Source organism: Streptomyces sp. NPDC001222 (assembly GCF_042896945.1).
GTDB classification, from domain to species: Bacteria; Actinomycetota; Actinomycetes; order Streptomycetales; family Streptomycetaceae; genus Streptomyces; species Streptomyces gibsoniae.
The window spans coordinates 205,068-231,857 of record NZ_JBIAXT010000007.1 but is presented as its reverse complement, the minus strand read 5'-3'; the positions used below and the strand labels follow the sequence as shown (position 1 = coordinate 231,857).

Genomic DNA, 26,790 nt, shown 5'->3' with positions numbered 1-26,790 from the left:
CGGCCTCCTACGCCGCGACCAGATACGAGAAGACGGACTCGAGGGACTCGTCGGACGGCGAGACCGTGAGCAGCCGGATGCCGTGCTCCCGCGCGACCTTCGGCAGCAGGGCCGTGAACCGGCCGAAGTCCACCGCCTGGATGCGCAGCGCGCCCTCCGCGAGGTCGACCTCGATTCCGGACGTCGACGGGTCGGCGATCAGCGCGGCCGCGAGGGCCCGGTCGTCGCTGGAACGCACCAGGTAGCGGTGCGGCCGGTCGGTCATCAGACGGCGGATCTTCCGGAAGTCGCCGCTCGCCGCGTGCCGTCCGGCGACGATCACCTCGATGTGCGAGGCGAGCTGTTCGACCTCTTCGAGGATGTGGGACGAGAAGAGCACCGTGCGGCCCTCGGCGCCCATGCGCCGCAGCAGGTCCATCAGCTGCATGCGCTGGCGCGGGTCCATGCCGTTGAACGGCTCGTCGAGCAGCAGCAGGGACGGATCGTGCACCAGGGCGGACGCCATCTTCACGCGCTGGCGCATGCCCTTGGAGTACGTGGAGATCTTCCGGTCCTGCGCGTACTCCATCTCGACCGTGGCGAGCGCCCGCTGGGCGGCCTTCGCGCCCAGGCCGTGCAGCTCCGCGTTGGCGACGACGAACTCCTGGCCGGTGAGGAAGTCGTACATCGCCTCGCGCTCGGGGACGATGCCGATGTGCCGGTAGATCTGCTCGTTGCGCCACACCGGCGTTCCGTCGAGGGTGACGGAACCGGTGGAGGGGGCGAGGAAGCCGCCCATCATGTTGATGAGGGTGGACTTGCCCGCGCCGTTCGGGCCGAGCAGGCCGGTGACACCGGGGCCGATCGTCATCGTGACGTCGTTGACGGCGACCACGTTGCCGAACCAGCGCGAGACGTGGTCGATGGTGAGCGTGGTCACAGTCCGGCCTTTCGGTAGCGGCGCATCAGCAGGCCGTAGCTGCCCGCGATGAGTCCCAGGACGACGAGGAGGTAGACGACTCCCTGCGCGGTCGAGGGTCCTTGCCCGCCGGGGAAGGAGGAGCTCGCGCCCAGGAAGGCGGTCTGTACGCCGTCGATCAGGGTCACGGGCGAGAACAGGCCCATCCAGACGATGGCGGCGGTGTCGCCCGACTGGGCGTCCGCGATGGCCTGGATGGTGGAGACGGCGCCGTACGAGATGGTCAGGACGGCGATGACGGCCGCGATGCCGAAGCCGCGCCGGGGGGTGGCCGCCGCGATGACCAGGCTTGCCCCGGAGAACAGCAGGGAGAGCAGGGCCACGGAGACCAGGCCCTCGGCGAACCCCTTCGTCTGGTGGCCGAAGTCCAGCTTGGCGAGCAACGCGCCCACATAGAGGACCAGCAGCGGCGTGGCCGTCAGGACGAACATCGCGGAGGCCAGGGCCGCGAACTTGGCGCGGACATAGTCGGAGGTCTCGATGGGGCGCGAGAAGTACAAGGGCACGGTCTTGAAGCGCAGGTCCCGGGAGACGGACTGGGGCGCCTGGGAGGCGACGTACAGACCGATGACGGCCTGCATGATGATCGCGTAGCGCGTGTACTCGACCGGCAGGTCCTTCGCCTTCGTGGCGACGGCGACCGCGACCATGATCAGCGCGGGGGCGCACATCACCACGAAGAGCAGCATCGGCAGCACCTTGGACTTCACCGAGCGGCCGAGGCCGTAGGCGCCGCGCAGGGACTGCGAGTACAGCGAGCGGCGGGCGTAGGCACGGCCCAGGCGCGGGCCGTCGTACGAGCGGTAGCCGATGTTGTGGATCCGGGTCTGCTCGGCCTGATGGGCCGTGGGCTGCTCAACCGCCATGGCCGACCGCCTCCTTCCGCTGCTCGTCGCTGTCCTTGAAGACCTCCGCGATGTGGTGCCTGCGCTGTTCCATGCGGACCAGGCCGAGGCCCAGGTCGGCGACGACGTCCCGGACCAGGTCGTACGTCTGCTCCCCCTCCGCCGTCAGCAGCAGGACGTGCCCGGCGCCCGGCAGCCCGCTGCCGTCGTGGGTGGTCACCCCGCGCGCGTGGAGCGCCTCGCGCACCGCGCGGGTGCCGTCGGGGTGCTCGTCGGTGTCGGTGACCTCGATCGCGAGGGTCGTGGTCGTCTGGGTGAAGTCCCGGGTGGAGCTGGAGCGCAGCAGCTTGCCGCCGTCGATGACGACGACGTGGTCGCACGTGCGCTCCAGTTCGCCCAGCAGATGCGAGGTGACCAGGACCGAGATGCCGAAGTCGGTGTGGACACGGCGGATCAGGCCGAGCATCTCGTCGCGGCCGACCGGGTCGAGACCGTTGGTCGGCTCGTCCAGGAAGACCAGCTGGGGGTCGTGCACCAGGGCCTGCGCGAGTTTCACGCGCTGCTTCATGCCGGTCGAGTAGCCGCCGATGGGGCGATAGCGCTCCTCGTAGAGGCCGACATGGCGCAGGGTGTCCGCGGTGCGCTCACGGGCGGCGGCCGGGGGAAGCCCGGACATCCGCGCCATGTGGACGACGAACTCGGTGGCGGACACATCGGGCGGCAGGCAGTCGTGCTCCGGCATGTACCCGACGCGCTCACGGATGGCGCCGCCCTTGGTGGCGACGTCGAGGCCGAGCACTTCGGCGCGGCCCTCGGTGGCGGGGGACAGACCCAGCAGGATCTTGATCAGTGTGGACTTGCCGGCTCCGTTGGCACCGACGAGCCCCGTCACACCGGGTCCGACGTCCACGGAGAGCCGGTCAAGCGCGGTCACCCTGGGGAACCGCTTGCTCAGGCTTTCGGTCGCGATCACAGTCACACCGTCGACGGTAGTGACGCGTACCACTGCCGTCGTCAGACCGCAGAGCTGTCTGCGGGTCAGCCTCCAGTCGTACAGGCCCGTAGGGGTCACCCTGAGGTCGAACAACCGGCCGGTCGAACCGTCTCGCATTGTCCTCCTTGCCCAGGTTGTCCACAGACCGGCCGGGGCCTGTTGACGCGCTCTCTAACAACTGCCACATTCGCCGGTGTCACGCGACGGACACCAACTGTGGTCGGCGTGGACGGCGGTGCGGTCGCGGAGACCCGGTGCACCGCTGTGTCCGCGGGCCGGGCGGAGGGCAAGTGACTCTTGAGGGGGCGCGGGAGCGCCGGGTGCGGACGGGCGGGGTCGAACTGAGCGTGGCCGAGCTGGGGGACCCCGGCCGGCCGACGGTGGTGCTCGTCCACGGCTATCCGGACAGCAAGGAGGTCTGGTCAAAGGTGGCCACCCGGCTGGCCGACCGGTTCCATGTGGTGCTCTACGACGTCCGAGGCCATGGCCGGTCCACGGCGCCGAGGCCGCTGCGGGGCGGGTTCACACTGGAGAAACTGACGGACGACTTCCTGGCCGTCGTGGACGCGGTCAGCCCGGGCCGGCCGGTGCACCTCGTGGGGCACGACTGGGGTTCGGTGCAGTCGTGGGAGTTCGTCACGGTCCGGCGCACCGAGGGCCGGATCGCGTCCTTCACCTCGATGTCCGGGCCTTCCCTGGACCACTTCGGCCACTGGATCAAGAAGCGGATGCACCGGCCGACCCCGCGCCGGGCGGGCCAGTTGCTCGGACAGGGCGCCCGGTCCTGGTACGTGTATCTACTGCACACCCCCGCCCTGCCGGAACTCATGTGGCGCGGCCCGCTCGGCAGCCGCTGGCCGGAAATGCTGCGGCGCGCCGAGAAGATCGCGGCCGGCGACTACCCGGCCCCGACGCTGCCCTCGGACGCGGCCCACGGCGCCTGGCTGTACCGCGACAACGTCCGGCCGCGGCTGCGCCACCCGCGCGCCGACGCGTACGCGCACGCGCCCGTCCAGCTGATCACTCCCCTGGAGGACCCGTTCCTGTCGCAGCGGCTCTACGACGACCTGGAACGGTGGGTGCCGCAGTTGACGCACCGCACGCTGCCGGCGGGCCACTGGATCCCGCGCACCCGTCCCGACCAGGTCGCCTCCTGGATCGGGGAGTTCGTGACGTCCGTCGAGGGCGGAGATCCGTCACCGGCGGCGAACGGACCGTACGCGGAGCGGTTCGGGGGGCAACTGGTACTGGTCACCGGCGCGGGCAGCGGCATCGGGCGGGCCACGGCCCTCGCGTTCGCCAAGGCGGGGGCGCGTGTGGTGGCCGTCGACCGGGACCCGCGGAGCGCGGCCGGCACCGCGGAACAGGCCCGGCTGCACGGCGCCCCCGAGGCATGGGCCGAGCAGGCCGACGTGTCGGACGAACAGGCCATGGAGAAGCTCGCCGAGCGCGTCGCCGCGAACCACGGGGTGGTGGACGTGCTGGTGAACAACGCGGGGATCGGCCTGTCGGGATCCTTCTTCGACACGACCGCCGAGGACTGGCGCACGGTGCTGGACGTCAACTTGTGGGGTGTTCTGCACAGTTGCCGCCTCTTCGGGAAGCAGATGGCCGAGCGCGGCCAGGGCGGCCACATCGTCAACGTCGCGTCCGCGGCCGCGTATCAGCCGTCCAGAGCGCTGCCCGCCTACAGCACCTCCAAGGCGGCGGTCCTGATGCTCAGCGAGTGCCTGCGCGCCGAACTGGCCGATCAGGACATCGGTGTTACGGCGATCTGCCCCGGTTTCGTCCGCACGAGCATCACCTCGACCGCACGCTTCACGGGCGTCGACGCGGAGGAGGAGAAACGCCGACAGAAGAGGGCGACACGTTTGTACGGTTTGCGGGGATACCCGCCGGAGAAAGTCGCCGCCGCGATCCTGCGCGCCGTCGTACGCAACCAGCCTGTAGTGCCGGTGACTCCGGAGGCGCATGCGCTTCGCCTGGTGTCGCGCTTCGCCCCAAGCGCACTGCGCGCCATGGCGCGTTGGGAACCGAGACTGTGATGCACCTGGTGGGGCGTGGGGTTGGAGTGCCGTGATCGGCGACAACGATCGCTGACGTCGAGTCAACTTCCTTTTTCTGAAGGGCTGGTCGCCAACCAACATGGCATCCTCGAGGGTTGACGCACTCGTGAGCCATCAACAGGTGCTGCGCCTTCCAACGGTGCACATGCGGCAGCGGATTTACCGCCGAATCCCCCAAGTGGTGCTCAACGGAGGATCACTTGACGAATGCCACTTAGGTGCAAGCCGGTTGTCCACAGCGGCACCAATTCCCTTGTGGATAACCGCACTTGCTTGTGGATCAAACATCCGGGACAAAATCAAATGCGTGATCCGCGTCTCTCCTGCACGCTGGAGGGATGGCAGAAGGGAACGACGAGAGACGCACCGTGAAGGTGTCGAAGTACCTCTCGAAGCACCTGCGGCACCAGCCGGAGCGGATCGGCCTGACCCTCGACCAAGGCGGCTGGGTGGAGATCGACGCGCTCCTCGCCGCCGCGGCCTCGCACGGCTTCCGGATCACCCGCACAGAGCTGGACCACGTGGTCGCCACCAACGACAAGAGGCGCTTCGCGATCGAGGGCACCCGGATCCGCGCCAGCCAGGGACACAGCGTCGACGTCGAACTGGGGCTGCCCCAGGCGACCCCGCCCGCGTACCTGTACCACGGGACCGTGGCGCGCCATCTGGACGCCATCCGGGCGGAGGGCCTCCGGCCCATGAACCGGCACGACGTCCATCTGTCGCCGGACCGCGGGACCGCCACCCGGGTCGGGGCCCGCCGCGGCCGCCCCGTCGTCCTCACCGTGGACGCCGACGCCATGCACCGCGACGGCCATGTCTTCCATGTGAGCGCGAACGGCGTGTGGCTCACCCAGGCCGTCCCCCCGCGCTACCTGCGATTCCCGGGGCCGCACTGAAGCTGCGCCTCCGATGCCCAGGCCCGGCCGATCAAGCCCGCGCAAAGAGCACCCCGCGCCTCCGCTTACGCTCGAAGCATGAGTCTGCGTCTGAGCACCGTGATCCTGCCGTACCTGCGCTGGCACGAGGGCGGGCGTTCCGCATGGCAGCGCGCGGAGCAGCTCGGCTTCCATACCGCGTTCACCTACGACCACCTGTCGTGGCGGTCCTTCCGCGACGGCCCCTGGTTCGGCGCGGTGCCGACCCTGACGGCCGCGGCGGCCGTCACCGACCGGCTGCGTCTCGGCACCCTGGTGACCTCGCCGAACTTCCGGCACCCGGTCACCCTCGCCAAGGAGCTGATCTCCCTCGACGACATCTCCGGCGGCCGGATCACGCTGGGTGTCGGAGCGGGCGGCACCGGCTTCGACGCCACCGCGCTCGGCCAGGACCCCTGGACGCCGCGCGAGCGCGCCGACCGGTTCGGCGAGTTCGTACCGCTGCTCGACCGGCTGCTCACCGAGGATTCCGTCTCCCACGAGGGCGTCCACTACTCCGCCCATGAGGCGCGCAACATCCCCGGCTGCGTCCAGCGACCCCGGCTGCCCTTCGCGGTGGCCGCGACCGGGCCCCGCGGACTGAAGCTCGCCGCCCGCCACGGCCAGGCGTGGGTGACGACCGGCGATCCGAAGCTGTACGAGACCGGCACCCCGGAGCAGTCGGTGGAGGCCCTGCGCGGCCAGACCGCGAAGCTGGCCGACGCGTGCGCCGCGATCGGCCGCGATGTGACGGACCTCGACAAGATCCTGCTCACCGGCTTCACCCCGGACCGTGGGCGGCCGCTGGAGTCACTCGACGCGTTCGTCGACTTCGCCGGCCGGCACGCCGAGCTCGGCTTCACGGACATCGTGATCCACTGGCCCATCCCCGACTCCGACTTCGCGGCGGACGAGAAGATCTTCGAGCAGATCGCCATGGAGGCCCTGGCCCAGCTCGACTGATCGAGACCGGGACCTGCCGGGGTGTGACGTGCTGTGACGGCGCTGGTGAGGAGCGTCACCACTCACGTGTGCGGACTCACGCACGCCCGTGCGGGCATATGCGCGAGAATGGCGCCCGTGACCTCAGCGACCCGACAGCCCGAGACCCCGGCCTCCACCGTTCAGCCCCGGCTGATCGCGACAGATCTCGACGGCACCCTGCTGCGCGACGACAAGTCGGTCTCCGAGCGCACGGTCGCCGCACTGGCCGCCGCCGAGGAGGCCGGTATCGAGGTGTTCTTCGTCACCGGCCGCCCGGCCCGCTGGATGGACGTCGTCAGCGACCACGTCCACGGGCACGGGCTGGCCATCTGCGGCAACGGCGCGGCCGTGGTGGACCTGCACGGCGGCCCCGGCACACAACGGTTCGTCAAGGTCCGTGAGCTGGCCCGGGAGAACGCACTCGACGCGGTACGGCTGCTGAGGGACGCCGCACCGGGGACGGTGTACGCGGTCGAGCAGACATACGGCTTCCACCAGGAGCCGGCGTACCCGAAGCTGCACCTGGAGATCCCTGACCTCCGCGCGCCCGCCGAGGAACTGCTGGCGCCGGGCGCGCCGGGCGCCGGCGAACCGGTGCTGAAGATCCTCGCCTACCACCCGGAGCTGGACCCGGACGCCTTCCTCGCGCTGGCCCGCCTTGCCGTCGGCGACCGCGCGACCATCACCCGGTCCAGCCCCAGCGCACTGCTGGAGATCAGCGGCCCCGGCGTCTCCAAGGCGAGCACGCTCGCGATGTGCTGCGCCGAGCGGGGCATCTCCCACGAGGAGGTCGTCGCCTTCGGCGACATGCCGAACGACGTGGAGATGCTCACCTGGGCGGGCCGGTCGTACGCGATGGGCAATGCCCATCCGGACGTGGTCGCCGCGGCGTCCGGGCGGACGGTCGCCAACAACGAGGACGGGGTGGCCGTGGTGATCGAGCAGATCCTCGCGGACCGCTCGTAGGCCGCCCGGCCGCCAGGTCACCGGGGCCTGACAAGCCGCACGCCGTGCGCCGCCAGCCAGGGCACGGGGTCGATACCCGACCCCCACTCCGGGGTGGACCGGACCTCGAAGTGCAGATGCGGTCCGGTCGAGTTGCCGGTCGTGCCCGACTGGGCGATCAGCTGCCCGGTCGTCACCCGGTCGCCGGGGCCGACGGTCACGGCGGCGAGATGGGCGTACTGCGTGCAGTAGCCGCCCGGATGTCTGATGACGACCTCCATGCCGAACGCACCGCCGCACTTCACCCGTACCACCTGCCCGGACCCGACCGCCCGCACCGGTGTACCGATGGGCACCGCGAAGTCCTGGCCCGTGTGCCCGTGCGACCAGTGGTCGCCGCCGCTGCCGAAGCCCGCGGAGAGCCGGTACGCCTCCACCGGCGCCACCCAGGGGTGGCCGGTCTTACGCCCCGGCAGATCCAGGCGGACTGCCGCCCGGCAGGTCCCCGAGGCCGCTGACACGTTGGCCTGGCTCTGCAGGGCCCATCGCGCCTGCTCCAGCTTCGCCTCGAGGGCCTGCTTGCGCGCCACCAGCTCCTCGTTCCGCTTCTGCAGCGCCCGCCACCGTGCCGATGCCTGTGTCCGCTCGGCGGCGAGGCCGGCCTCCGTCAGACGGCTCCGGATGACCGCGTTCGCGACCGCGAGGTCCAGCCGGGCGAGCGTGCTCTGACTCGCTATCAGTTCCTTCGCACTGTCCGGAAGCAAGGTCTGCGCGCTGTACGGGAGTCCGCCGCCCTGGCGGTACTGGGCCCGGGCCACCCTGCCGAGATCCTGGTGCAGGGCGGCTATCAGCCCGTGCTCATGGGTGAGGAGCTTCTCGTCCCGCCCGGCTATGGCGCGCTGTTTCGCGGCCTCCTGGCGCCCGGTGTCGTACTGCCGTGTCACCGCCGCCGAGTCCGCGTAAAGCCGCGCCACCCTGACGCTGAGCCCGGTGTCAGCACCGTCGCTCGCCGCCCCGTTCCCACCCCCTGACGTGGCGGACCAGGCGGGGTTCACCGCGAGCGTGCCCAGGAGGAACGGAACAAACATGGAAGAAAGGAGAAATGAAGGCATGTCAACGATCGTGGCCCGTGTCCCGGCCATCGTCCTGCTGACGTCCCACGGCCGGGGGAACGGGCGGCCGCAGATGGCCCAGCGGCGTCCCCCGGCCGGAGGTCGGCCGTGCTGGCTCCCGTGCCGTACGGGTGCTGTCCGTCAGGCGTCGACGAGGGCCGGCACCGTCCGGCCCCCGTGTCCCGCCCGGTCGCCCAGCAGATCCCCTCGGGCCTCCCGCTCCACCATCGTGCGCAACGGCCCCTCGACCGCCGCCAGTTCCGCGTACGGGCCGCGCTGGACCACCCGGCCCTCCATGAGCACGAGCACCTCGTCGACCGTGTCCAGCCCGGCCAGCCGATGGGTGATCAGCACCGTCGTACGGCCCTCCGTGGCGGCCAGCAGGTCCCTGGTGAGCGCGTCCGCCGTCGGCAGATCGAGGTGTTCCGCGGGCTCGTCGAGGACGAGGACGGGGAAGTCGGCGAGCAGAGCCCGGGCCAGCGCCAGCCGCTGACGCTGGCCGCCGGACAGCCGTGCGCCGTGCTCGCCGATCAGCGAGTCGAGGCCGTCGGGCAGCCCGTCGGCCCAGTCCAGCAGACGCGCCCGCGCGAGCGCGTCACGCAACTGCCCCTCGCTCGCGTCCTTCCGTGCGAGCAGCAGGTTCTCCCGTACCGAGCTGTCGAAAAGATGAGCGTCCTGAGCACAGAGTCCGACCATGCGACGTACCTCGTCGCCGTCCAGCGCGCGGGCGTCCGTGCCGCCCAGGGTGTACGCGCCCGCCGCCGGGTCCAGGAACCGCAGCAGCACCTGAGCGAGCGTCGTCTTGCCCGCACCTGAGAGGCCGACCACGGCGATCCTGCGGCCCTGTTCGAGGGTCAGCTCGAGCCCGGTGAGCGCGTCGCGCTGCTGTCCGTCGTGGCGGGCGGTCAGCCCTTCCAGGACGAGCGGGAAGGGCGACGACGGCCCCGGCAGCGGCCGTTCCGGCTCGCGTACGGGCTCTGGGGCGTCCAGCACCTCGTACACCCGCTCCGCACTCCTGGACACCCGCTGCCGGTGCTGCACCGCGAGCGGCAGCCCCAGGACCGCTTCGAACGCGGCCAGCGGGGTGAGCACCACGACTGCCATGGTGACGCCGACGAGTCGTCCGCCGGCGACGGCCTGTGCCCCCACAAGAGCCGCCGCCGCGACGGTCAGCCCGGTGACGAGCGTGGTGAGCCCGTCGCCCAGGGCGGTGGCGGTCGCGGCGCGTGAGGCGATCCGCGTGAGCACCCCGTCGGCCCGCCGTACCTCGGCGGTCCGCGCCGGCAGTGCACCGGCGACCGTGAGTTCGGCGGTTCCCGTGAGCAGATCGGCCACCCGGGTCGCCAGCGTTCCCCGGGCCGAGGCCAGTTGGCGTTCCGCCCGACGCGCCACGGCACCTGTCACCAGGGGCACGCCGACTCCGGCCGCCAGCAGCCCGGCGGCGAGGACGGCGCCGGCCTCGGGCAGCAGCCACGCAGTGAAGCCGACCGAACCCGCCGAGACGACCAGCGCGGCCCCCACGGGCAACAGCCAGCGCAGCCAGTAGTCCTGCAGGGCGTCCACGTCGGCGACGAGCCGCGAGAGCAGGTCGCCGCGCCGGGTCGTGCGCAGACCGGCCGGTGCGAGACGTTCCAGGCGCCGGTAGACCGCGACCCGGGTGTCGGCCAGCATCCGCAGCACGGCGTCGTGCGACACCAGCCGCTCCGCGTACCGGAACACGGCGCGTCCGATGCCGAACGTCCGCGTGGCCGTCACGGCGACCATCAGATACAGCACCGGCGGCTGCTGAGAGGCCCGCGAGATCAGCCAGCCGGAGGTGGCCATCAGACCGACGGCGCTGCCGAGTGCGAGGCCCCCGAGCAGCAGGGCTAGCACCAGCCGCCCTCGGTGGGGGCCCGCCGTCGCACGGACGCGGGCGAGCACGCCGCCGTGCTCTGCCGCTGCGGGGGCAGGAGGTTGTTCATCGTGGGTCGCGGGCGCCTCCGGCGTCCGGGGGCGGGGCAGCAGCACGGCTGGCAGAGGACCGTTCGAGGAGCGCTCGTCCACGTCCAGGCGGACGATCCGGTCGGCGAGGCCGAGCAACGCGGGACGGTGTACGACCAGCAGCACCGTCCGGTCGGCCGCCAGCCGGCGCACGGCTGCCACGACCTCGGCCTCGGTCGCCCCGTCCAGGGACGCGGTCGGCTCGTCGAGCAGCAGCACCGGACGGTCGGCGAGGAAGGCCCGGGCCAGGGCCAGCCGCTGCCGCTGACCGGCGGAGAGCCCCGCCCCGTCCTCACCGAGCAGGGTGTCGGTCCCGGCGGGCAGCAGGTCCACGAACTCCAGCGCACCGGCATCTTCCAACGCGCCACGCACCGCCGCGTCGTCCGCGCCGGGCCGGGCCAGCCGTACGTTCTCGGCGATGGTCCCCGCATACAGATGCGGCCGCTGCGGCACCCAGGCGATCTGTGCGCGCCACTCCTCCAGATCGGCCGTGGCGAGGTCGACTCCGCCGACCCGTACCCGACCCTCGGTGGGCGTCACAAACCCGAGCAGCACGTTCAGCAGCGTCGACTTGCCTGCGCCGCTCGGTCCGACGAGAGCGACCGTCTCCCCCGGTGCGACCGTCAGGGACACCGTGGACACCGCGTCGGACGACCGGCCCGGGTAGCGCACGGTCAGTTCCTCGAAGGCGATCTCCCCGTGGGGGAGACGCCGTGTCCCCGAGGCCGGCACCGGTGTCTCCAGCACCGTGAAGATCTCCTCGGCCGCGGAGAGTCCCTCCGCCGCCGCGTGGTACTGCGTGCCGACCTGACGCAGAGGCAGATACGCCTCCGGTGCGAGCACCAGGATGACCAGCCCGATGTACAGGTCCATGTCGCCGTGGACGAGCCGCATGCCGATGGTCACCGCGACAAGTGCGACCGAGATCGTGGCCAGCAGTTCGAGTGCGAAGGACGACAGGAAGGCGATCCGCAGGGTCCGCATGGTCGCCTGCCGGTACTCGGCGGTAATCTTCTTGATCGACTCGGCCTGCGCCTTGGCCCGGCCGAACACCTTCAGTGTCGGAAGACCGGCGACCACATCGAGGAAGTGACCGGACAGTCTGGAGAGCAGGCGCCACTGACGGTCCATCTGGGAACGCGTGGCCCAGCCGATGAGCATCATGAAGATCGGAATCAGCGGCAACGTGCCGATGATGATCGCCGCAGACACCCAGTCCTCGGTCACGATCCGCGCGAGCACGGCCGTCGGCACCACGACCGCGAGTCCCAACTGGGGGAGATAGCGCGAGAAGTAGTCATCCAGGGCGTCGACTCCTCGTGTGGCGAGAGCGACCAGCGACCCGGTCCGCTGTGCGGTCAGCCATCCGGGACCGAGTGCCCCCGCACGCGCCAGCAGCCGCCCCCGCAGTTCGGACTTCACGGCCGCGCTGGCTCGGTGGGCGGCGAGTTCGGTGAGCCACGACACCAGCGCGCGGCCCACCGCGACGGCCACCAGAAGCAGCAACGGTGAACGCAGCGCGGCGACCGAGTCATGGTGCTGGAAGGCGCCGACCACCACTGTGGCGATCAGCATCGCCTGGGCGACGACCAGACTCGCCCCGACGACGCCCAGACCGACCACCGCCATGAGGAAGAGGCGGGTGGCACGGGCGTACCGGAGGAGACGGGGATCGATTGGTTTCACGTGAAACACGCCCTTCGGTCCGGGTGGGGTGTTTCACGTGAAACACCCCACCCACCAGACTCAGTGCATGGCTCCGGCGGCATCGGAGATGTGTTGCGTTCCGATGCGCTTGCGGAACACCCAGTAGGTCCAGCCCTGGTAGAGCAGGATGATCGGCATGGCGATGCCGGCGCACCAGGTCATGATCTTCAAGGTGTAGGGGCTCGACGAGGCGTTGCTCACCGTCAGGCTCCAGGCGGGGTTGAGCGTGGACGGCATGACGTTCGGGAAGAGCGTCAGGAAGAACATCGCGACGGCCGCCACGATGGTGAGGCCGGAGAGCGCGAACGCCCATCCCTCACGCTTGGCTTGGTTGGCCACGAGCGCCCCGACGAGAGCGGCGACCGCCACCCACAGGGCGACCAGGCTCTTACTGTCGCCCTGGTCGATCTGCGCCCAGCCGAGGAAGACCAGCGCCGCCACGGCGGCCACCAGGCCGACTCCCAGAGCCAGCCTCTGCGCCCGCCGCCGGATGTCCCCGACGGTCTTGAGCGTCGTGAACACCGACCCATGGAAGGTGAACAGGCTCAGGGTCACCAGTCCACCGAGAAGCGCGAAGGGGTTCAGCAGATCCCAGAAACCGCCCACGTACTCCAGATGCTGATCGATCTTCACCCCCCGGACGATGTTGCCGAAGGCCACACCCCACAGGAACGCCGGGATCAGCGAGGTCCAGAAGATCGCGGTCTCCCAGTTGCGCTGCCAGTTCTCCTCGGGCCGCTTGGCCCGGTACTCGAAGGCCACACCGCGCACGATCAGGCAGACCAGGATGATCAGCAGCGGGAGATAAAAACCGGAGAAGAGGGTCGCGTACCAGTCGGGGAACGCGGCGAAGGTCGCGCCGCCCGCGCTGAGCAGCCACACCTCGTTGCCGTCCCAGACCGGGCCGATCGTGTTGACCAGCACCCGCCGCTCGGGCCGGTCGCGAGCCAGCAGCTTGGTGAGGATGCCGACTCCGAAGTCGAAGCCCTCCAGGAAGAAGTAGCCGGTCCAGAGAACCGCGATGAGGACGAACCACACGTCGTGAAGTTGCATGATGTGAGCGCTCCCTCGGCCTAGTACGAGAAGGCCATCGGCTTGTCGGCGTCCTGGGGGTCGCCGCCGATCCTGGTGGGCGGGTTGAGATCGGACTCGGTGAGCTCCGGAGGTCCGGCCTTGACGTACTTCGCGAGCAGCTTGACCTCGATGGCCGCGAGGATGGCGTAGAGCAGCGTGAGCACGGTCATCGAGGTGATGACCTCACCCTGGGAGACGCCGGGGGAGACCGCGTCACGGGTGCGCAGCACGCCGTAGACGACCCATGGCTGGCGGCCCATCTCGGTGAAGATCCAGCCCCAGGAGTTGGCTATGAGCGGGAACGCCAGGGTCCACACGGCGATGCGCCAGAACCAGGTGGTGAGCACCGGGGCGAGGGCCTTGTTCCTGAAAAGGACCAGATGCGGCACCTCGTCCTCCCCGACCCGCAGATGGGGGGCCAGCATGAACTTCTTGCGGGTGAGCCAGAGTCCGGCCACGCCGAGGGCGAAGGACGACATTCCGAAACCGATCATCCAGCGGAAGCCCCAGAAGGTGACAGGGATGATCGGGCGGTAGTCGCCCGGGCCGTACTTCTGCTGCTCCGCCTTGTTGGTGTCGTTGATGCCGGGGACATACGAGGTGAAGTCGTCGTTGGCGAGGAAGGACAGCACTCCGGGGACGGACAGCTCGACGCTGTTGTGGCCCTGGCTCACATCGCCGTAGGCGAAGATCGAGAACGGCGCGGAGTCCTGGCCGTCCCAGAGCGCCTCGGCGGCGGCCATCTTCATCGGCTGCTGCTTGAACATCACCTTGCCGAGCGTGTCGCCGCTGACCGCGGTGAGCAGACCGGCTATGACCACGGTGATCAGGCCCAGCCGCAGCGACGTCTTCATCACGGCGACATGCTTCTTGCGGGCCAGGTGGTAGGCGGCGACGCCGACCATGAACGCGCCGCCCGTGAGGAAGGCCGCGGTCAGGGTGTGGAAAGCCTGGGCGAGTGCGGTGTTCTGCGTCAGGACGTGCCAGAAGTCGGTGAGTTCGGCCCGCCCCCTCACCTTGTTGATCCGGTAGCCGACGGGGTGCTGCATCCAGGAGTTGGCCGCGAGGATGAAGTACGCCGACAGGATCGTGCCAATGGAGACCATCCAGATACAGGCGAGGTGAAGCTTCTTCGGCAGTTTGTCCCAGCCGAAGATCCACAGCCCGATGAAGGTCGACTCGAAGAAGAAGGCGATGAGGGCCTCGAACGCCAGGGGCGCCCCGAAGATGTCACCGACGAAGCGTGAGTAGGCGGACCAGTTCATGCCGAACTGGAACTCCTGGACGATGCCCGTGACCACGCCCATCGCGATGTTGATCAGGAAGAGCTTGCCCCAGAACTTCGTCGCCCGGAGGTACTTCTCCTTCTCCGTGCGCACCCAGGCGGTCTCCAGGCCGGCGGTCAGCGCGGCGAGCGAGATCGTCAGCGGGACGAACAGGAAGTGGTAGACGGTGGTGATGCCGAACTGCCATCGCGCCAGAGTCTCCGGCGCCAAAGCCAGGTCCACGTCGTCTCTCCTTACCGTGGTCGCAAGCGGCAGCTTGCCCCGTTTGGCACACCCCTGAGGAGGGGCTTGTGAACGCGTTCACATTCACAAGCAATTATGGCGCATATGGATTCGAGGGCTGACGGGCGGGGGGCCCTAAGAGCTCCGGACAAAATGGGAGTCCGATCAGCTCGCGGCGTCTGGTGCGTGCGATCGCAAGGCACCGGAAGGTCCTTGTAGCGGAGCTACCAGGGCCTTTCGGCAACGCCGCGAGCGTGCGTGCCAGACGCCGCGAGCCGGGCGCCCATTTTGTCCGGAGCTCTAAGAGGGCTGCTGGGCGCCGGCCCCCTCCAGGCGCCCGGCCCCTGCCCCCCGTCCGGAGATCGCTGTCACATACATGCCACACGCAGCACAGAGGCGGGGCGGCACATGTCCGCCCCGCCGCACCCCACGGGCGCCGCCCCGTACCGGCTCACGGCACGGGGCGGCACGGGAGAATCGCCGACCCGCGCCCGGAGGGTCAGAGGTCCCTGCGGAAGCCCTCCGCCACCTTCACGAAGATGTCGTTCGCCTCGGACTCGCCGATCGTCACGCGCACCCCTTCGCCCGGGAACGGCCGGACGACCACACCGGCCTGCTCGCAGACGGCCGCGAAGTCGACCGTGCGCTCCCCCAGCCGCAGCCACACGAAGTTCGCCTGGGTCTCGGGGACCGTCCAGCCCTGGGCCCGCAGGGTCTCGACCACACGGGCGCGCTCGCACACCAACGAGCCGACCCGGCCCAGCAGTTCGTCCTCCGCGCGCAGGGACGCGACCGCCGCCACCTGGGCCAGCTGGCTCACGCCGAAGGGCACCGCCGTCTTGCGCAGCGCCGCCGCAACCGGCTCATGGGCGATCGCGAAACCGACCCGCAGACCGGCGAGACCGTACGCCTTGGAGAAGGTGCGCAGCACACAGACGTTCGGCCGCTCGCGATACAGCTCCACGCCGTCCGGAACCTGGACGTCGCGGATGAACTCCCGGTACGCCTCGTCGAGCACCACCAGCACATCGCTCGGCACCCGGTCGAGGAAACGCTCCAGCTCGGCCCGGCGCACGACCGTGCCGGTCGGGTTGTTGGGGTTGCAGACGAAGATCAGCCGGGTCCGGTCCGTGATCGCGTCCGCCATCGCGTCGAGGTCGTGCACGTCGTCCGGCGTCAGCGGCACCTGGACCGCGGTCGCGCCGCTGATCTGCGTGATGATCGGGTACGCCTCGAAGGACCGCCAGGCGTAGATCACCTCGTCGCCCGGGCCGCTCGTGGCCTGCAGCAGCTGCTGGGCCACCCCGACCGAGCCCGTGCCCGTCGCGAGATGCGACTGCGGCACACCGAAACGCTCCGACAGCTCGGCCATCAGCCCCGTGCACGCCATGTCGGGGTAGCGGTTGAAGGACCCGGACGCCTCGATCACGCTCTCCATCACGCCCGGCAGCGGCGGATAGGGATTCTCGTTCGAGGACAGCTTGTAGGCCGCCGGGCCGCCGGACGCGGCGGGCTTGCCGGGCCTGTAGGTGGGAATACCCTCCAGCTCGGCACGCAGCCTCGGGCTCGTCTCGCTCACCGCTGTCCTCCTCGCGCACGCACCGGCTCATGACCGCCACCGGCTTCCAATGCTTCTCACCTTATGAGGATTCGGCGCCGCTGCGAATGGGCTGTGGACAACCGAGTCGGCTTGCGTGCCGCCGTCCCGGAAACCGGGCCGGCCACGCCGTACGAACCCGGGCGCATCGTCACAGAAAGGCGCATGGATGAGGGGGCGCGTCGCCTTTCATCGCACGCGCCCGTGGCTCGCGCCGTGGCGCGCATCCCTCGTGAAGGTGAGTTGAGACCTCTTCGAAATATGGCCACCTTGGCAGGCCCATGCGTGTCAACACGTCACGTACTGCCCTTGGATCGTTCAAGCCCCTTACATTCCAAGGCTTTTCCCCACTACTCACCATGCAGAAACGTGCCTGTCAACGCGTGCATATGCGTCCGCACTACCCCACCACATGAGCCCTACTATCGGCTCGCCATGACAGCAGCAGGGAAGCACCAGGTGAGCCGGGCGGAGACCGCCCGCCGAGGCAGTCGGCCGGGCCGGGCAGGCATCAGAGACGTGGCCGCTGCCGCCGGAGTCTCCATCACGACCGTGTCCGACGCCCTCAACGGCAAGGGCCGGCTGCCGGACGCCACCCGACGCCATGTCCGCGAGGTCGCCGACCGGCTGGGCTACCGGCCCTCGGCCGCGGCCCGCACCCTCCGTACGGGCAAGTCGGGCCTCATCGGCCTGACCGTGACCACGTACGGGGATGAACCTTTCACCTTCACCGAGTTCGCGTACTTCGCGGAGATGGCCCGGGCCGCCACCTCCGCGGCGCTCGCCCGGGGCTACGCCCTGGTCATCCTGCCCGCCACCTCGCGCCACGACGTGTGGTCCAACGTGGCCCTGGACGGCACCGTCGTCATCGATCCGTCCGACCAGGACCCGGTGGTAAGCGAGTTGGTCCGGCAGGGGTTACCCGTCGTCTCCGACGGCCGGCCCGCCGGCACCCTTCCGGTCACCGCCTGGGTGGACAACGACCACGAGGCCGCGGTCCTCGGCATCCTCGACCATCTGGCCGCCGCCGGCGCCCGGCGCATCGGACTGCTGACCGGCACCACGACGGACACCTACACCCATCTGTCCACGACCGCCTACCTGAACTGGTGCGAGCGCGTCGGGCAGGATCCGGTCTACGAGTCCTATCCCGCCCACGATCCCTGCGCGGGCGCCGTCGCCGCCGACCGGCTGCTGGCCCGCCCCGACCGCCCCGACGCGGTCTACGGACTGTTCGACCCGAACGGCACCGATCTGCTCGCCGCCGCGCGCCGCTACGGACTGCGCGTCCCCGAGGACCTGCTGCTCGTCTGCTGCAGCGAATCCGCCGTCTACGCGAACACCGAGCCGCCCGTCACGACGCTCTCCCTGAAGCCGCGCCGGATCGGTACGGCAGTGGTCCAGCTCCTCATCGACGCCATCGAGGGCATCGAGTCGGACCAGCCGGTCGAGCAGGTGATACCGACGGAGCTGATCGTGCGCACCTCGTCCCAGCGGCGGCCGCCCCGGACCACGGTCAGCCCGCCCCGGTCGCCCGAGCAGGGGTGAGAGCTCCGAACGAGACGGGCGCCCGGCCCGCACTCCCGATTCAGTTCGGAGCTCCGAGCCGTCGGTGGGGTGCCACGGGTCACGCACAGGCTGCCCGTGCGGGTGACGTGCAGACCGCCCGTGGGCGCGTGACGTACCTGGTCGCAGCGGAGAAAGCCCCACCCATTTAGGGCGAAAGCCGCGGCGCGGCGGGGTCCTTCCCCGATTCACCACCCCTGGGTCATCACATGGCGCGATCCGCATTCCTATGATGGGCCCACGACACCGCGGACCGCTGCGACCAGGCAGTCCGATGCGGTGCAGATGCGGCGCGATGGTGGAGGGGTCGATGACTCAGGGGGCCGGTCAGGGACCCGAGGCGGAGCGGGCGGCGACGTTGCGTGACTTCCGGGTGCCCGCATACGTCCACGAGACCGGTCCGTACGCGCAGAGCACGCCTCCCGGCGAGATCCCCGGACCGGCCGCACCCCCCGAGGCCTACCCCCACGACTACTCCGACGCGTACACGCCCACCGAGCGCGACCTCCCGGTCATCAACCGCGGCGACACGCTCCAGGTGACCGTCGACCCGGCGTCCGAGCCCGCCCCGCACCCCGCCGAAGGGCCCGGACCGCTGTTCGTGGTCGGGGACGTCCACGGCTATCTCGACCAGCTCGTGGCGGCGCTCCAGGAGAAGGGGCTCATCGACGCCCAGGGCAACTGGTCCGCGGGCACGGCCAGGCTGTGGTTCCTCGGGGACTTCACCGACCGCGGCCCCGACGGCATCGGGGTGATCGACCTGGTGATGCGACTGTCCGCGGAGGCGGCGGCGGCCGGCGGCTACTGCAAGGCGCTCATGGGCAACCACGAGCTGCTGCTGCTCGGCGCCAAGCGGTTCGGCGACACACCCGTCCACTCGGGCGCGGGCACCGCGACCTTCCAGGCGGCCTGGCTGCTCAACGGCGGTCAGAAGACGGACATGGACCGTCTGCAGGACCACCATCTGCAGTGGATGGCCCGCCTCGACGCGGTGGAGGAGGTCGACGGCCACCTCCTGGTCCACTCCGACACCACCGCCTACCTCGACTACGGCGATTCCATCGAAGCGGTCAACGACACCATCCACGAGACGCTCACCCGCAATGACCCGGACGAGGTGTGGGACCTCTTCCGGAAGTTCACCAAGCGCTTCTCCTTCCGGGACGAGGGCGCCGACGCCGTGCGGTCCCTGCTGGGGACCTACGGCGGCCGACGGATCGTCCACGGCCACAGCCCCATCCCCTATCTGCTGGGTGAGGTCGGCTCGGAGGAAGGCGACGACGCCTCGGGTCCGGTCGTCGAAGGTCCTCACGTCTACGCGGACGGGCTGGCGATCGCGATGGACGGCGGCGTGACCATGGCCGGAAAGCTGCTGGTCCAGCAACTCCCCCTGGATAGCTGAGGATTCACGGGGCAGGCATCTACCCGACGGGGGCCGTCCGAGGAATGCCCGGGCCGTGGGGCAATTTCTGGAAACCCCCTGTCACCGTGTGCCGTCGCCGCTCTACCATCGGCTTATCCGTAGCAGGCTCCCCTCCGTTTCTGCCCGACGGCTCGTCAGCATGCCGAGCCACCAGCCCTACGGAGCATCGGGGGATGCACATGAACAGCGTTCCGCAGCACCTGCTGAGCGAGGACCGCCAGGACTATGAGCGGGTCCTCGGCGAGGCGCTGCGCTCCGCACCACACCACCCGGATCTGGCCGCTGTGGGACAGCGGCTCAATGCCGAACAGCTGCGCACCATGGCGCTGAACGCCACCGCCCTCATCACCGCCGCGGCGGCCGCCGAATACCAGCACTATGTGCTGGTACGGGACCAAATGCGCTGCCCGGCACCATCCATCCCGCCCGTCCACGAGAGCACCGACGACAGCGACTCCACGGAACCGGACACGGACGGCCAGGGGCTCGCCGCCACGATGGGGGAGGCCACGGCGAGCGCCGGAGCCGGTGCCGTCGTCGCCGTCCTCGCACCGTTCCTCGCCGGCGCCGCCGCGGCGATCTTCCTGCTCGTGGGCTACATCCTCAAGATGGTCAACCCGCACCAGGCGTTCGCCCGGACCCTCCTGACCACCGGGTGGGTCTTCGGCGCGGTCACCGCGGCGGCGATCCTGGTCGCCGCGACCGGCCTGCTGCTGACCGCTCTGCGCAACAGCTCGTCGGCTCACGACGCCGACGCCCAGCGCGAGTTGATCGCGGAGGTGACCCGGGCCCGGGAGCTCTGGCACGCGGCCCTGCTGGAGCGCGGCATCCTGCCGTTCCTCCGCGAGGCGCTCGCCGACCCGGGCACGGCCGCGATGAGCCGGAAGGAACCGGAGACGGCTCCCAGCCGTATCCCGCACCTCGGCTACGACCGCCCGGGCTTCAGCAGTCCCGACAGTGGCCCCGCCGCGGGCCCGCGTCCCACCTTCAGCAGCCCGGACTTCACCAGCCCGGACTTCGGAGGCCCCGACCACCAGCCGGAGTGACGGGTCTCGCGCGACAACCGGCCGACCGTGCCGAGCAGGCGGCGCAGGGGCCCCTGGGGCCGCCCCACCCCCCAGGCCGTCCCTTGGACCGGCCCGGCCCGAACAACCTGCCGAAGCCCGGCCCGCCCCTCACAAGGGACCGCGGGCCGGAACTTCAGCCTGCGCCCGCAGCCGAGCGCATTATCATCATGGGCATGCCAGTCCGTCACAAGGTGCGCGCGATTCTGCTCGACGGTGAGCACCTGGTGTTCCTGCGCCGAGGGTGGCCGGACGGCTCCCCGTACTGGACGACCGTCGGCGGCAGCGTCGAACCCGACGACGCCGATCTCGAAGCGGCACCGCGTCGCGAGGTCATGGAGGAGATCGGGGCCACGATCGGCCCGTCACCGAGGTCCTGACGGTGACCGAACCGGGCGAGACCGTCACCGTCACCTGAGCGTCCCGGGCTGCCGGCGGACCCACTCACCTGTCGGGCTCAGTCCGCGAGCGGCAGATACACCCGGTTCCCGCTCGCCGCGAACTCCTTCGACTTCTGCAGCATCCCCTCGGCGATCTCCTGCGCCGACGCGCCCTCGGCCATCGCACCGCCGAAGCGCTGCGTGATGTCCTGGCTGATCTTCATGGAGCAGAACTTCGGACCGCACATCGAGCAGAAATGGGCCGTCTTCGCCGGCTCCGCGGGGAGGGTCTCGTCGTGGAAGTCGCGGGCCGTGTCCGGGTCGAGGGCCAGGTTGAACTGGTCCTCCCAGCGGAACTCGAAGCGCGCGTCGGACAGCGCGTCGTCCCACTCCTGCGCACCCGGGTGCCCCTTGGCGAGATCGGCCGCGTGGGCGGCGATCTTGTAGGTGATGACGCCGGTCTTGACATCGTCACGGTCGGGCAGGCCCAGGTGCTCCTTGGGTGTGACGTAGCAGAGCATGGCCGTGCCCCACCAGGCGATCATGGCGGCCCCGATGCCCGAGGTGATGTGGTCGTACGCCGGCGCGATGTCCGTGGTCAGCGGGCCGAGCGTATAGAACGGAGCTTCATCGCAGATCTCCTGCTGCAGATCGATGTTCTCCTTGATCTTGTGCATCGGGACGTGTCCCGGGCCCTCGATCATCGTCTGTACGTCGAAACGCCTGGCGACACGGCCGAGTTCCCCGAGCGTGCGCAGTTCCGCGAACTGTGCCTCGTCGTTGGCATCCGCGATCGAACCGGGCCGCAGACCGTCGCCCAGCGAGTAGGTGACGTCGTAGGCCGCGAGGATCTCGCAGAGTTCCTCGAAGTTCTCGTACAGGAAGGACTCCTTGTGGTGGGCGAGGCACCACGCCGCCATGATCGAGCCGCCACGCGAGACGATGCCGGTCTTGCGGTTCGCCGTCAGCGGCACGTACGCCAGGCGCACACCCGCGTGGACCGTCATGTAATCCACGCCCTGTTCGGCCTGCTCGATGACCGTGTCCTTGTAGATCTCCCAGGTCAGTTCCTCGGCCTTGCCGTCGACCTTCTCGAGCGCCTGGTAGAGCGGCACCGTGCCGATCGGCACGGGGGAGTTGCGCAGCACCCACTCACGGGTGGTGTGGATGTTGCGGCCGGTGGACAGGTCCATGACCGTGTCGGCACCCCAGCGGGTCGCCCAGGTCATCTTCTCGACCTCTTCCTCGATGGAGGAGGTCACCGCGGAGTTGCCGATATTGGCGTTGACCTTCACCAGGAACCGCTTGCCGATGATCATCGGCTCGATCTCCGGATGGTTGACGTTGGCCGGCAGTACCGCGCGGCCCGCCGCGATCTCCTCACGGACGACCTCGGGCGACACGTTCTCCCGGAGGGCCACGAACTCCATCTCCGGTGTGATCTCCCCACGGCGCGCATACGCGAGCTGCGTCACCGCGTTGCCGTCGCGACCGCGGCGCGGCTGACGCGGGCGCCCAGGGAACACCGCATCGAGGTTGCGCAGACCGCCACGCGGCGAGGTGTGCTTGATCCCGTCGTCCTCGGGACGGACGGGGCGGCCCGCGTACTCCTCGGTGTCGCCGCGAGCGATGATCCAGTTCTCCCGCAGCGGCGCGAGGCCCCGACGGACGTCGGTCTCGGCGACTGGATCGGTGTACGGGCCGGAGGTGTCGTACAGGGTGACCGACTGCCCGTTGGTGAGATGCACTTGACGGACCGGCACCCGCAGATCTGGGCGCGAACCCTCGATATACGCCTTGTGCCAGCCGATGGACTTCCCGGCCCCCTGGGGCTCTTCCCCCTGAGCGGAGGCAGGCGTGCGTACGTCCTTGACGGTCATAAGACCTACTCCCTACGCCGGCATTACCCGGTAACAGGTTCAGCGGTCGGCACAGCCGTCTCCACTCGCTGATGTTCCACGTGAAACATCGCGTCTACGGAGGTCAGCGCCCTCTCAGCCCGGTGCTCCGAGCTCCCGCGTGTGCAAAAGTCCCTTCACGCTAGCGTCTAATTGGGTGAGCTGAACAGTAGGCCCTGCGCCTTCTTGCGATGATCGGGCGGTGCCCCCGACGCAGCATCTCCCCTCGCACCCCTCGCCCGAGCCGCCGCACCACCACGGCCCGGACGACAGACACAGCCGCGCAGACGGGCACGGCCATGGGACCGGCGGTGGACACGGCCACTCCCACAGTCACAGCCATGGCCCCGCGGCTCCCGTCTCGCGGCATCTGCGCAGGGTCATCGCCGCGATCCTCATCCCGTTCACCGCGGCGGTCATCGTCGGTCTCGTGGTGCTGTGGCCCGGCGGGGTCCCGTCGCACAAGCGCTCCGGCGTCGGTTTCGACCGGCAGACCCAACAGGCCACGGTCACCACGGTCGAGGCGGTGGACTGCAAGTCCGTGAACGCCTCGGGTGGGGGCCCGATCGGCGACACCTCCCTCACCGGCGGCTCGTCGGCCCCGCAGACTCCGGCCGGCACCTGCAAGAAGGCGACCGTCCGCGTCGACACCGGCAAGGACAAGGGCCGTACGTTCACGGAGATCGTCCAGCCGGACCAGTCACGGCAGTTGCACCAGGGCGAGAAGGTCGTGGCCGCTTACGAGCCCTCCGCGCCCAAGGAACTGCAGTACTCGGTGACCGATGTGGACCGCAAGTTCCCCATGGCCCTGCTCGCCGGCATCTTCGCCGTAGCGGTGGTGGTCGTGGGCCGGATGCGCGGGGTCATGGCACTCGTCGCGCTGGCCGTCAGCTTTCTGCTGCTCAGCCTCTTCATCCTGCCCGCGATCCTGGATGGCTCGAATCCGCTGCTCGTGGCCGTGGTCGGGTCGAGCGCCATCATGCTGATCGCCCTCTATATGTGCCACGGACTCTCGGCCCGCACCTCCGTGGCGGTGCTCGGCACCCTCGTCTCCCTGTCGCTGATCGGTCTCCTCGGCTCGGAGTTCATCGGCTGGGCCGCGCTGACCGGCAACACGGACGACAGCACCGGCCTGATCCACGGCCTGTACCCGCACATCGACATGAGCGGTCTGCTGCTCGCCGGCGTCATCATCGGATCCCTCGGCGTCCTGGACGACGTGACCGTCACCCAGACCTCCGCGGTCTGGGAGCTGCACGAGGCCAACCCGACGATGGGCTGGCGCGGGCTGTACCGCGCGGGCATCCGCATCGGCCGCGACCACATCGCCTCGGTCGTCAACACGCTCGTCCTGGCGTACGCGGGTGCCGCCCTGCCCCTGCTGCTGCTCTTCTCGATCGCGCAGAGCAGTGTGCTCTCGGTCGCGGGCAGCGAGCTGGTCGCCGAGGAGATCGTGCGCACGCTGGTCGGCTCGATCGGGCTGGTCGCGTCGGTGCCGGTGACGACGGTCCTGGCGGCGATCGTCGTCTCGGCGGACCGCCCGGCCACGCTCGACGCCGCCCCGGCTCCCGTCCCGGCCCGTGGGGGGAGGGGGCGCCGCCGCAAGCACTGAGACTCCCTGCCACGCTCCAGCTCCATCCTGGACCTCAGCGAGGCCACCGGGACTTCACCCGGACCACCGCGATCCTCGCGGTCGAGGTCCGCAGAAGCGTTACGCCTGCCATCGCGCCCGTACCGCCGACGAGGAACCGTTACGGCGTGAGGAACCGTTCCAGCGCGGCACGCGGTCTCATCCCGCGCTCTGCTCCTCCGCCAGGATCCGGTCCAGTGCCTCGTCCAGATGCGCGTCGAAGTCGGCGAGGGAGCCCTCCTGCCCCAGCGGCACCAGTTTGTCGGTGCGGTCGAGGAATGCGACCAGAGGCGCCGCGCCGGACCGGAACAGTGCCCGGTCGGCGCCCACCTGGAGCCGGATCAGCACATCGCCGAAGATGTCCGGCTCGGCGGGCGCGATGTGCACATCGCCGTCGCCGCACGGCCGGCCCACCCCGTCCACCAGCAGTTCACGACCGAACGCCCACGTCACGGGGGCGTCACCGGGCAGATGGAAGGTCAGCCGCACCGCATAGGGATCACAGGTCTCGTAACACAGCTCCACCGGAATGCGGAAGGAGAGCTCCTCCGACACGAGAAAGCTCATCATGACCTCTGCCTGCACCGACTCGCGCATCGCCTACCCCGTCAGTAGCCGTCGACTGGCCAGGAATGATCCCCCTGACACCTGCTGGAAGTTTGCTGAAAGTGCATGGCAGATCACAAGGAGTGAGTTTTCAGATGCTGATAGAGATGGCGAGTGTCCCTGTCAGTGTGTCGATCTCCGACTGCAACCGACGGGCCGTCGGCAGCAGCCGGTCGGCCTGGTGGGAGGGCAGGGAGATGGCCACTGCGGCTGCCGTCGCGCCCGTGGTGAGGGGGACCGCCGCGCAGGCCGTACCGAGGGCGTACTCCTGGCGCTCGACGACCGGTTCCGCACGCTCCAGGTACTCCAGACGGCGCAGCAGGCTGCGATTGTCACGCAGCGTGTAGGGAGTGATCGGCCGCACCGGATAGCGGTCGAGATGGTCGCGCCGGGCCTCCTCGTCGAGCTGCGACAGCAGGCACTGACCGAGCGCGTGCGCGTGCCCGGTCTCGCGGAAGTCGGCCCACTCCTCGGCCGCCGGGATGCCCGGGCTGTCGGCAACACCGAGGACCTCGATCTCACCCTCGCGGTAGACCGCGTAGTAGACGGGCGCACCGATCGAATCACGCCATTGTGCGAGCGCGTCGTTCACCATGCCGCGACGTTTCTGCTGGGTCGCGCTGCCACTCAGCCGCTCGGCGGCCTCCCCGAGGAAGAACAGGCCCTTCTCACGGCGCAGATAACCCTCGTGGGTCAGGGTGCGCAGAAGGTGGTACGCCGTGGGGAGCGCCAGGCCGACCTCACGGGCCAACTGCTTGGCGGGGGCCCCGTATCCGTGGTCGGCGACGGCCTCCAACAGCCGCATCGCCCGCTGCACCGATCCGATCAGGGTGGTGGACTGCACCGGTGTCGGCGGAAGGTCTGCCTCCGCCGGTGAGGTGCGCCGCTGTGCGGGTGGGACGGTTGAGTGTGCGAGTGCGGTGCCAACCGTGGCCAAAGGTCACTCCCGGAGCACGAGGTCGGCCTCCCGTGGAAGAACACGGGAGGGGATGCACCGCGCGCGAGGCCTGCCGCGCGCCGGGCTCCGGACTTTAACGGCCTCCCACCGGCCGTCGATGACGTCCACGGGAAAACTTCCCCCGCCCGAGGGAACCTCAAATTCCTGTTACCGGCGGCCCCTTGCCGACCGCCGGCCCTGCCCTGTGCCGTCCCCGGAGCGGTCCCCGACCCGGTACGCCCCGGAGGGGTCCCCGGGCCCTCACGCCCCGGGGGGGTGGCTCACCAGTCGCCGCGTGACGACGAACTCGACATGAACTTCCGTACGACGTAGATCAGTCCGCCCACCAGAGCGACGAAGAGCAGCACCTTGAAGAGCAGCAGGACGACGAACCCGACGACGGTCGCTATCAGGCCACCGAAGACGACCAGGGCGATGACCGGCACCGCGATCCACTTCACCCACCACGGCAAACCCGCGAAGATCTCTCGCATCGCCCTTGTCCTTGTCTGTCCGCCCGTTGCCCCGCGCCTTTTCGGGGGCTCCCCAACCGGGTCGTTCCGTTCTGCTTCGATGCTAGGTCCGGTCGGGGGCCG

The 26,790-nt window shown here is 69.8% G+C and carries 21 protein-coding genes and 1 riboswitch; of the genes, 9 read left to right on the top strand and 12 right to left on the bottom strand.

All coding sequences use genetic code 11. The features are described 5' to 3' along the window. Positions 1-7: 7 nt before the first annotated feature. Genes ACFY2Z_RS13185 through ACFY2Z_RS13175 form a run of 3 tightly spaced genes read right to left on the bottom strand, consistent with a single transcriptional unit; the run spans position 8 to position 2,776 of the window. Positions 8-919 carry an ABC transporter ATP-binding protein gene (locus ACFY2Z_RS13185; RefSeq protein ID WP_311693892.1) on the bottom strand — a complete coding sequence of 304 codons (912 nt, stop codon included), beginning with the start codon at positions 917-919 and terminating at the stop codon, positions 8-10. Next, a complete protein-coding gene (locus ACFY2Z_RS13180; protein ID WP_390744265.1) occupies positions 916-1,824 on the bottom strand; it encodes an ABC transporter permease in 909 nt (302 codons plus the stop codon). The genes ACFY2Z_RS13185 and ACFY2Z_RS13180 overlap by 4 nt, the downstream gene beginning before the upstream one ends. Continuing rightward, positions 1,814-2,776, bottom strand: coding sequence for an ABC transporter ATP-binding protein (locus tag ACFY2Z_RS13175; protein WP_390744343.1), 963 nt, complete (start codon positions 2,774-2,776; stop codon positions 1,814-1,816). Before ACFY2Z_RS13175 ends, ACFY2Z_RS13180 begins: the two co-directional genes overlap by 11 nt. Before the next feature lie 311 nt (positions 2,777-3,087). On the opposite strand from ACFY2Z_RS13175, the gene ACFY2Z_RS13170 reads away from it, so the two are divergent. The 4 genes from ACFY2Z_RS13170 (at position 3,088) to ACFY2Z_RS13155 (ending at position 7,730) form a co-directional block, all read left to right on the top strand. Next, positions 3,088-4,842: an SDR family oxidoreductase gene (locus ACFY2Z_RS13170; protein ID WP_390744264.1), complete on the top strand. Its 1,755-nt coding sequence runs from the start codon at positions 3,088-3,090 to the stop codon at positions 4,840-4,842. Between the two features lie 359 nt (positions 4,843-5,201). After that, positions 5,202-5,762: an RNA 2'-phosphotransferase gene (locus ACFY2Z_RS13165; RefSeq protein WP_390744263.1), complete on the top strand. Its 561-nt coding sequence runs from the start codon at positions 5,202-5,204 to the stop codon at positions 5,760-5,762. Between the two features lie 78 nt (positions 5,763-5,840). Beyond that, entirely contained in the window at positions 5,841-6,743 is a 903-nt protein-coding gene (locus ACFY2Z_RS13160; protein WP_390744262.1) for an LLM class flavin-dependent oxidoreductase, read from the top strand. A gap of 108 nt (positions 6,744-6,851) precedes the next feature. Then, entirely contained in the window at positions 6,852-7,730 is an 879-nt protein-coding gene (locus tag ACFY2Z_RS13155) for an HAD hydrolase family protein (RefSeq protein ID WP_390744261.1), read from the top strand. 17 nt (positions 7,731-7,747) lie between these two features. Here ACFY2Z_RS13155 and ACFY2Z_RS13150 read toward each other — a convergent pair whose 3' ends face one another. The 5 genes from ACFY2Z_RS13150 to hisC form a co-directional block, all read right to left on the bottom strand. Next, positions 7,748-8,797 carry a peptidoglycan DD-metalloendopeptidase family protein gene (locus ACFY2Z_RS13150; RefSeq protein ID WP_390744260.1) on the bottom strand — a complete coding sequence of 350 codons (1,050 nt, stop codon included), beginning with the start codon at positions 8,795-8,797 and terminating at the stop codon, positions 7,748-7,750. Positions 8,798-8,962: 165 nt separating this feature from the next. After that, on the bottom strand, positions 8,963-12,490 hold the full coding sequence (gene cydD, locus ACFY2Z_RS13145; protein WP_390744259.1) for a thiol reductant ABC exporter subunit CydD: 3,528 nt from the start codon (positions 12,488-12,490) through the stop codon (positions 8,963-8,965). 60 nt (positions 12,491-12,550) lie between these two features. Continuing rightward, positions 12,551-13,564, bottom strand: coding sequence for a cytochrome d ubiquinol oxidase subunit II (gene cydB, locus ACFY2Z_RS13140; protein WP_390744258.1), 1,014 nt, complete (start codon positions 13,562-13,564; stop codon positions 12,551-12,553). A 20-nt stretch (positions 13,565-13,584) separates the two neighbouring features. Continuing rightward, on the bottom strand, positions 13,585-15,093 hold the full coding sequence (locus ACFY2Z_RS13135) for a cytochrome ubiquinol oxidase subunit I (protein ID WP_390744257.1): 1,509 nt from the start codon (positions 15,091-15,093) through the stop codon (positions 13,585-13,587). Positions 15,094-15,592: 499 nt separating this feature from the next. Further along, entirely contained in the window at positions 15,593-16,672 is a 1,080-nt protein-coding gene (gene hisC / locus ACFY2Z_RS13130; RefSeq protein ID WP_390744256.1) for a histidinol-phosphate transaminase, read from the bottom strand. A gap of 453 nt (positions 16,673-17,125) precedes the next feature. Between hisC and ACFY2Z_RS13125 the strand changes: the two genes are divergently transcribed. From ACFY2Z_RS13125 to ACFY2Z_RS13110, 4 genes are all read left to right on the top strand, one after another. Next, positions 17,126-18,238 (top strand): LacI family DNA-binding transcriptional regulator, encoded by a 1,113-nt coding sequence (locus ACFY2Z_RS13125; RefSeq protein ID WP_390744255.1) that lies wholly within the window; start codon positions 17,126-17,128, stop codon positions 18,236-18,238. A gap of 328 nt (positions 18,239-18,566) precedes the next feature. Next, a complete protein-coding gene (locus ACFY2Z_RS13120) occupies positions 18,567-19,658 on the top strand; it encodes a metallophosphoesterase (RefSeq protein ID WP_390744254.1) in 1,092 nt (363 codons plus the stop codon). 194 nt (positions 19,659-19,852) lie between these two features. After that, entirely contained in the window at positions 19,853-20,725 is an 873-nt protein-coding gene (locus ACFY2Z_RS13115) for a hypothetical protein (protein WP_390744253.1), read from the top strand. Positions 20,726-20,919: 194 nt separating this feature from the next. Next, entirely contained in the window at positions 20,920-21,123 is a 204-nt protein-coding gene (locus tag ACFY2Z_RS13110) for an NUDIX domain-containing protein (protein WP_390744252.1), read from the top strand. Between the two features lie 77 nt (positions 21,124-21,200). On the opposite strand, the gene thiC is transcribed toward ACFY2Z_RS13110, so the two are convergent. After that, positions 21,201-23,003: a phosphomethylpyrimidine synthase ThiC gene (gene thiC, locus ACFY2Z_RS13105; protein ID WP_390744251.1), complete on the bottom strand. Its 1,803-nt coding sequence runs from the start codon at positions 23,001-23,003 to the stop codon at positions 21,201-21,203. Next, a riboswitch (TPP riboswitch) is annotated at positions 22,996-23,152 on the bottom strand. (Overlaps the previous gene by 8 nt.) A gap of 71 nt (positions 23,153-23,223) precedes the next feature. On the opposite strand from thiC, the gene ACFY2Z_RS13100 reads away from it, so the two are divergent. Further along, the gene (locus tag ACFY2Z_RS13100) at positions 23,224-24,633 is read left to right on the top strand and encodes a YibE/F family protein (RefSeq protein ID WP_390744250.1); all 1,410 of its coding nucleotides are present in this window, start codon (positions 23,224-23,226) and stop codon (positions 24,631-24,633) included. A gap of 177 nt (positions 24,634-24,810) precedes the next feature. On the opposite strand, the gene ACFY2Z_RS13095 is transcribed toward ACFY2Z_RS13100, so the two are convergent. The 3 genes from ACFY2Z_RS13095 to ACFY2Z_RS13085 all read right to left on the bottom strand — a co-directional run bounded on the left by ACFY2Z_RS13095 (position 24,811) and on the right by ACFY2Z_RS13085 (position 26,688). Continuing rightward, positions 24,811-25,248 (bottom strand): SsgA family sporulation/cell division regulator, encoded by a 438-nt coding sequence (locus tag ACFY2Z_RS13095; protein ID WP_390744249.1) that lies wholly within the window; start codon positions 25,246-25,248, stop codon positions 24,811-24,813. Positions 25,249-25,348: 100 nt separating this feature from the next. Next, positions 25,349-26,101 carry an IclR family transcriptional regulator gene (locus ACFY2Z_RS13090; protein WP_390744248.1) on the bottom strand — a complete coding sequence of 251 codons (753 nt, stop codon included), beginning with the start codon at positions 26,099-26,101 and terminating at the stop codon, positions 25,349-25,351. 374 nt (positions 26,102-26,475) lie between these two features. Next, positions 26,476-26,688, bottom strand: coding sequence for a DUF5326 family protein (locus ACFY2Z_RS13085; RefSeq protein ID WP_311693870.1), 213 nt, complete (start codon positions 26,686-26,688; stop codon positions 26,476-26,478). Between the last annotated feature and the right edge of the window lie 102 nt (positions 26,689-26,790).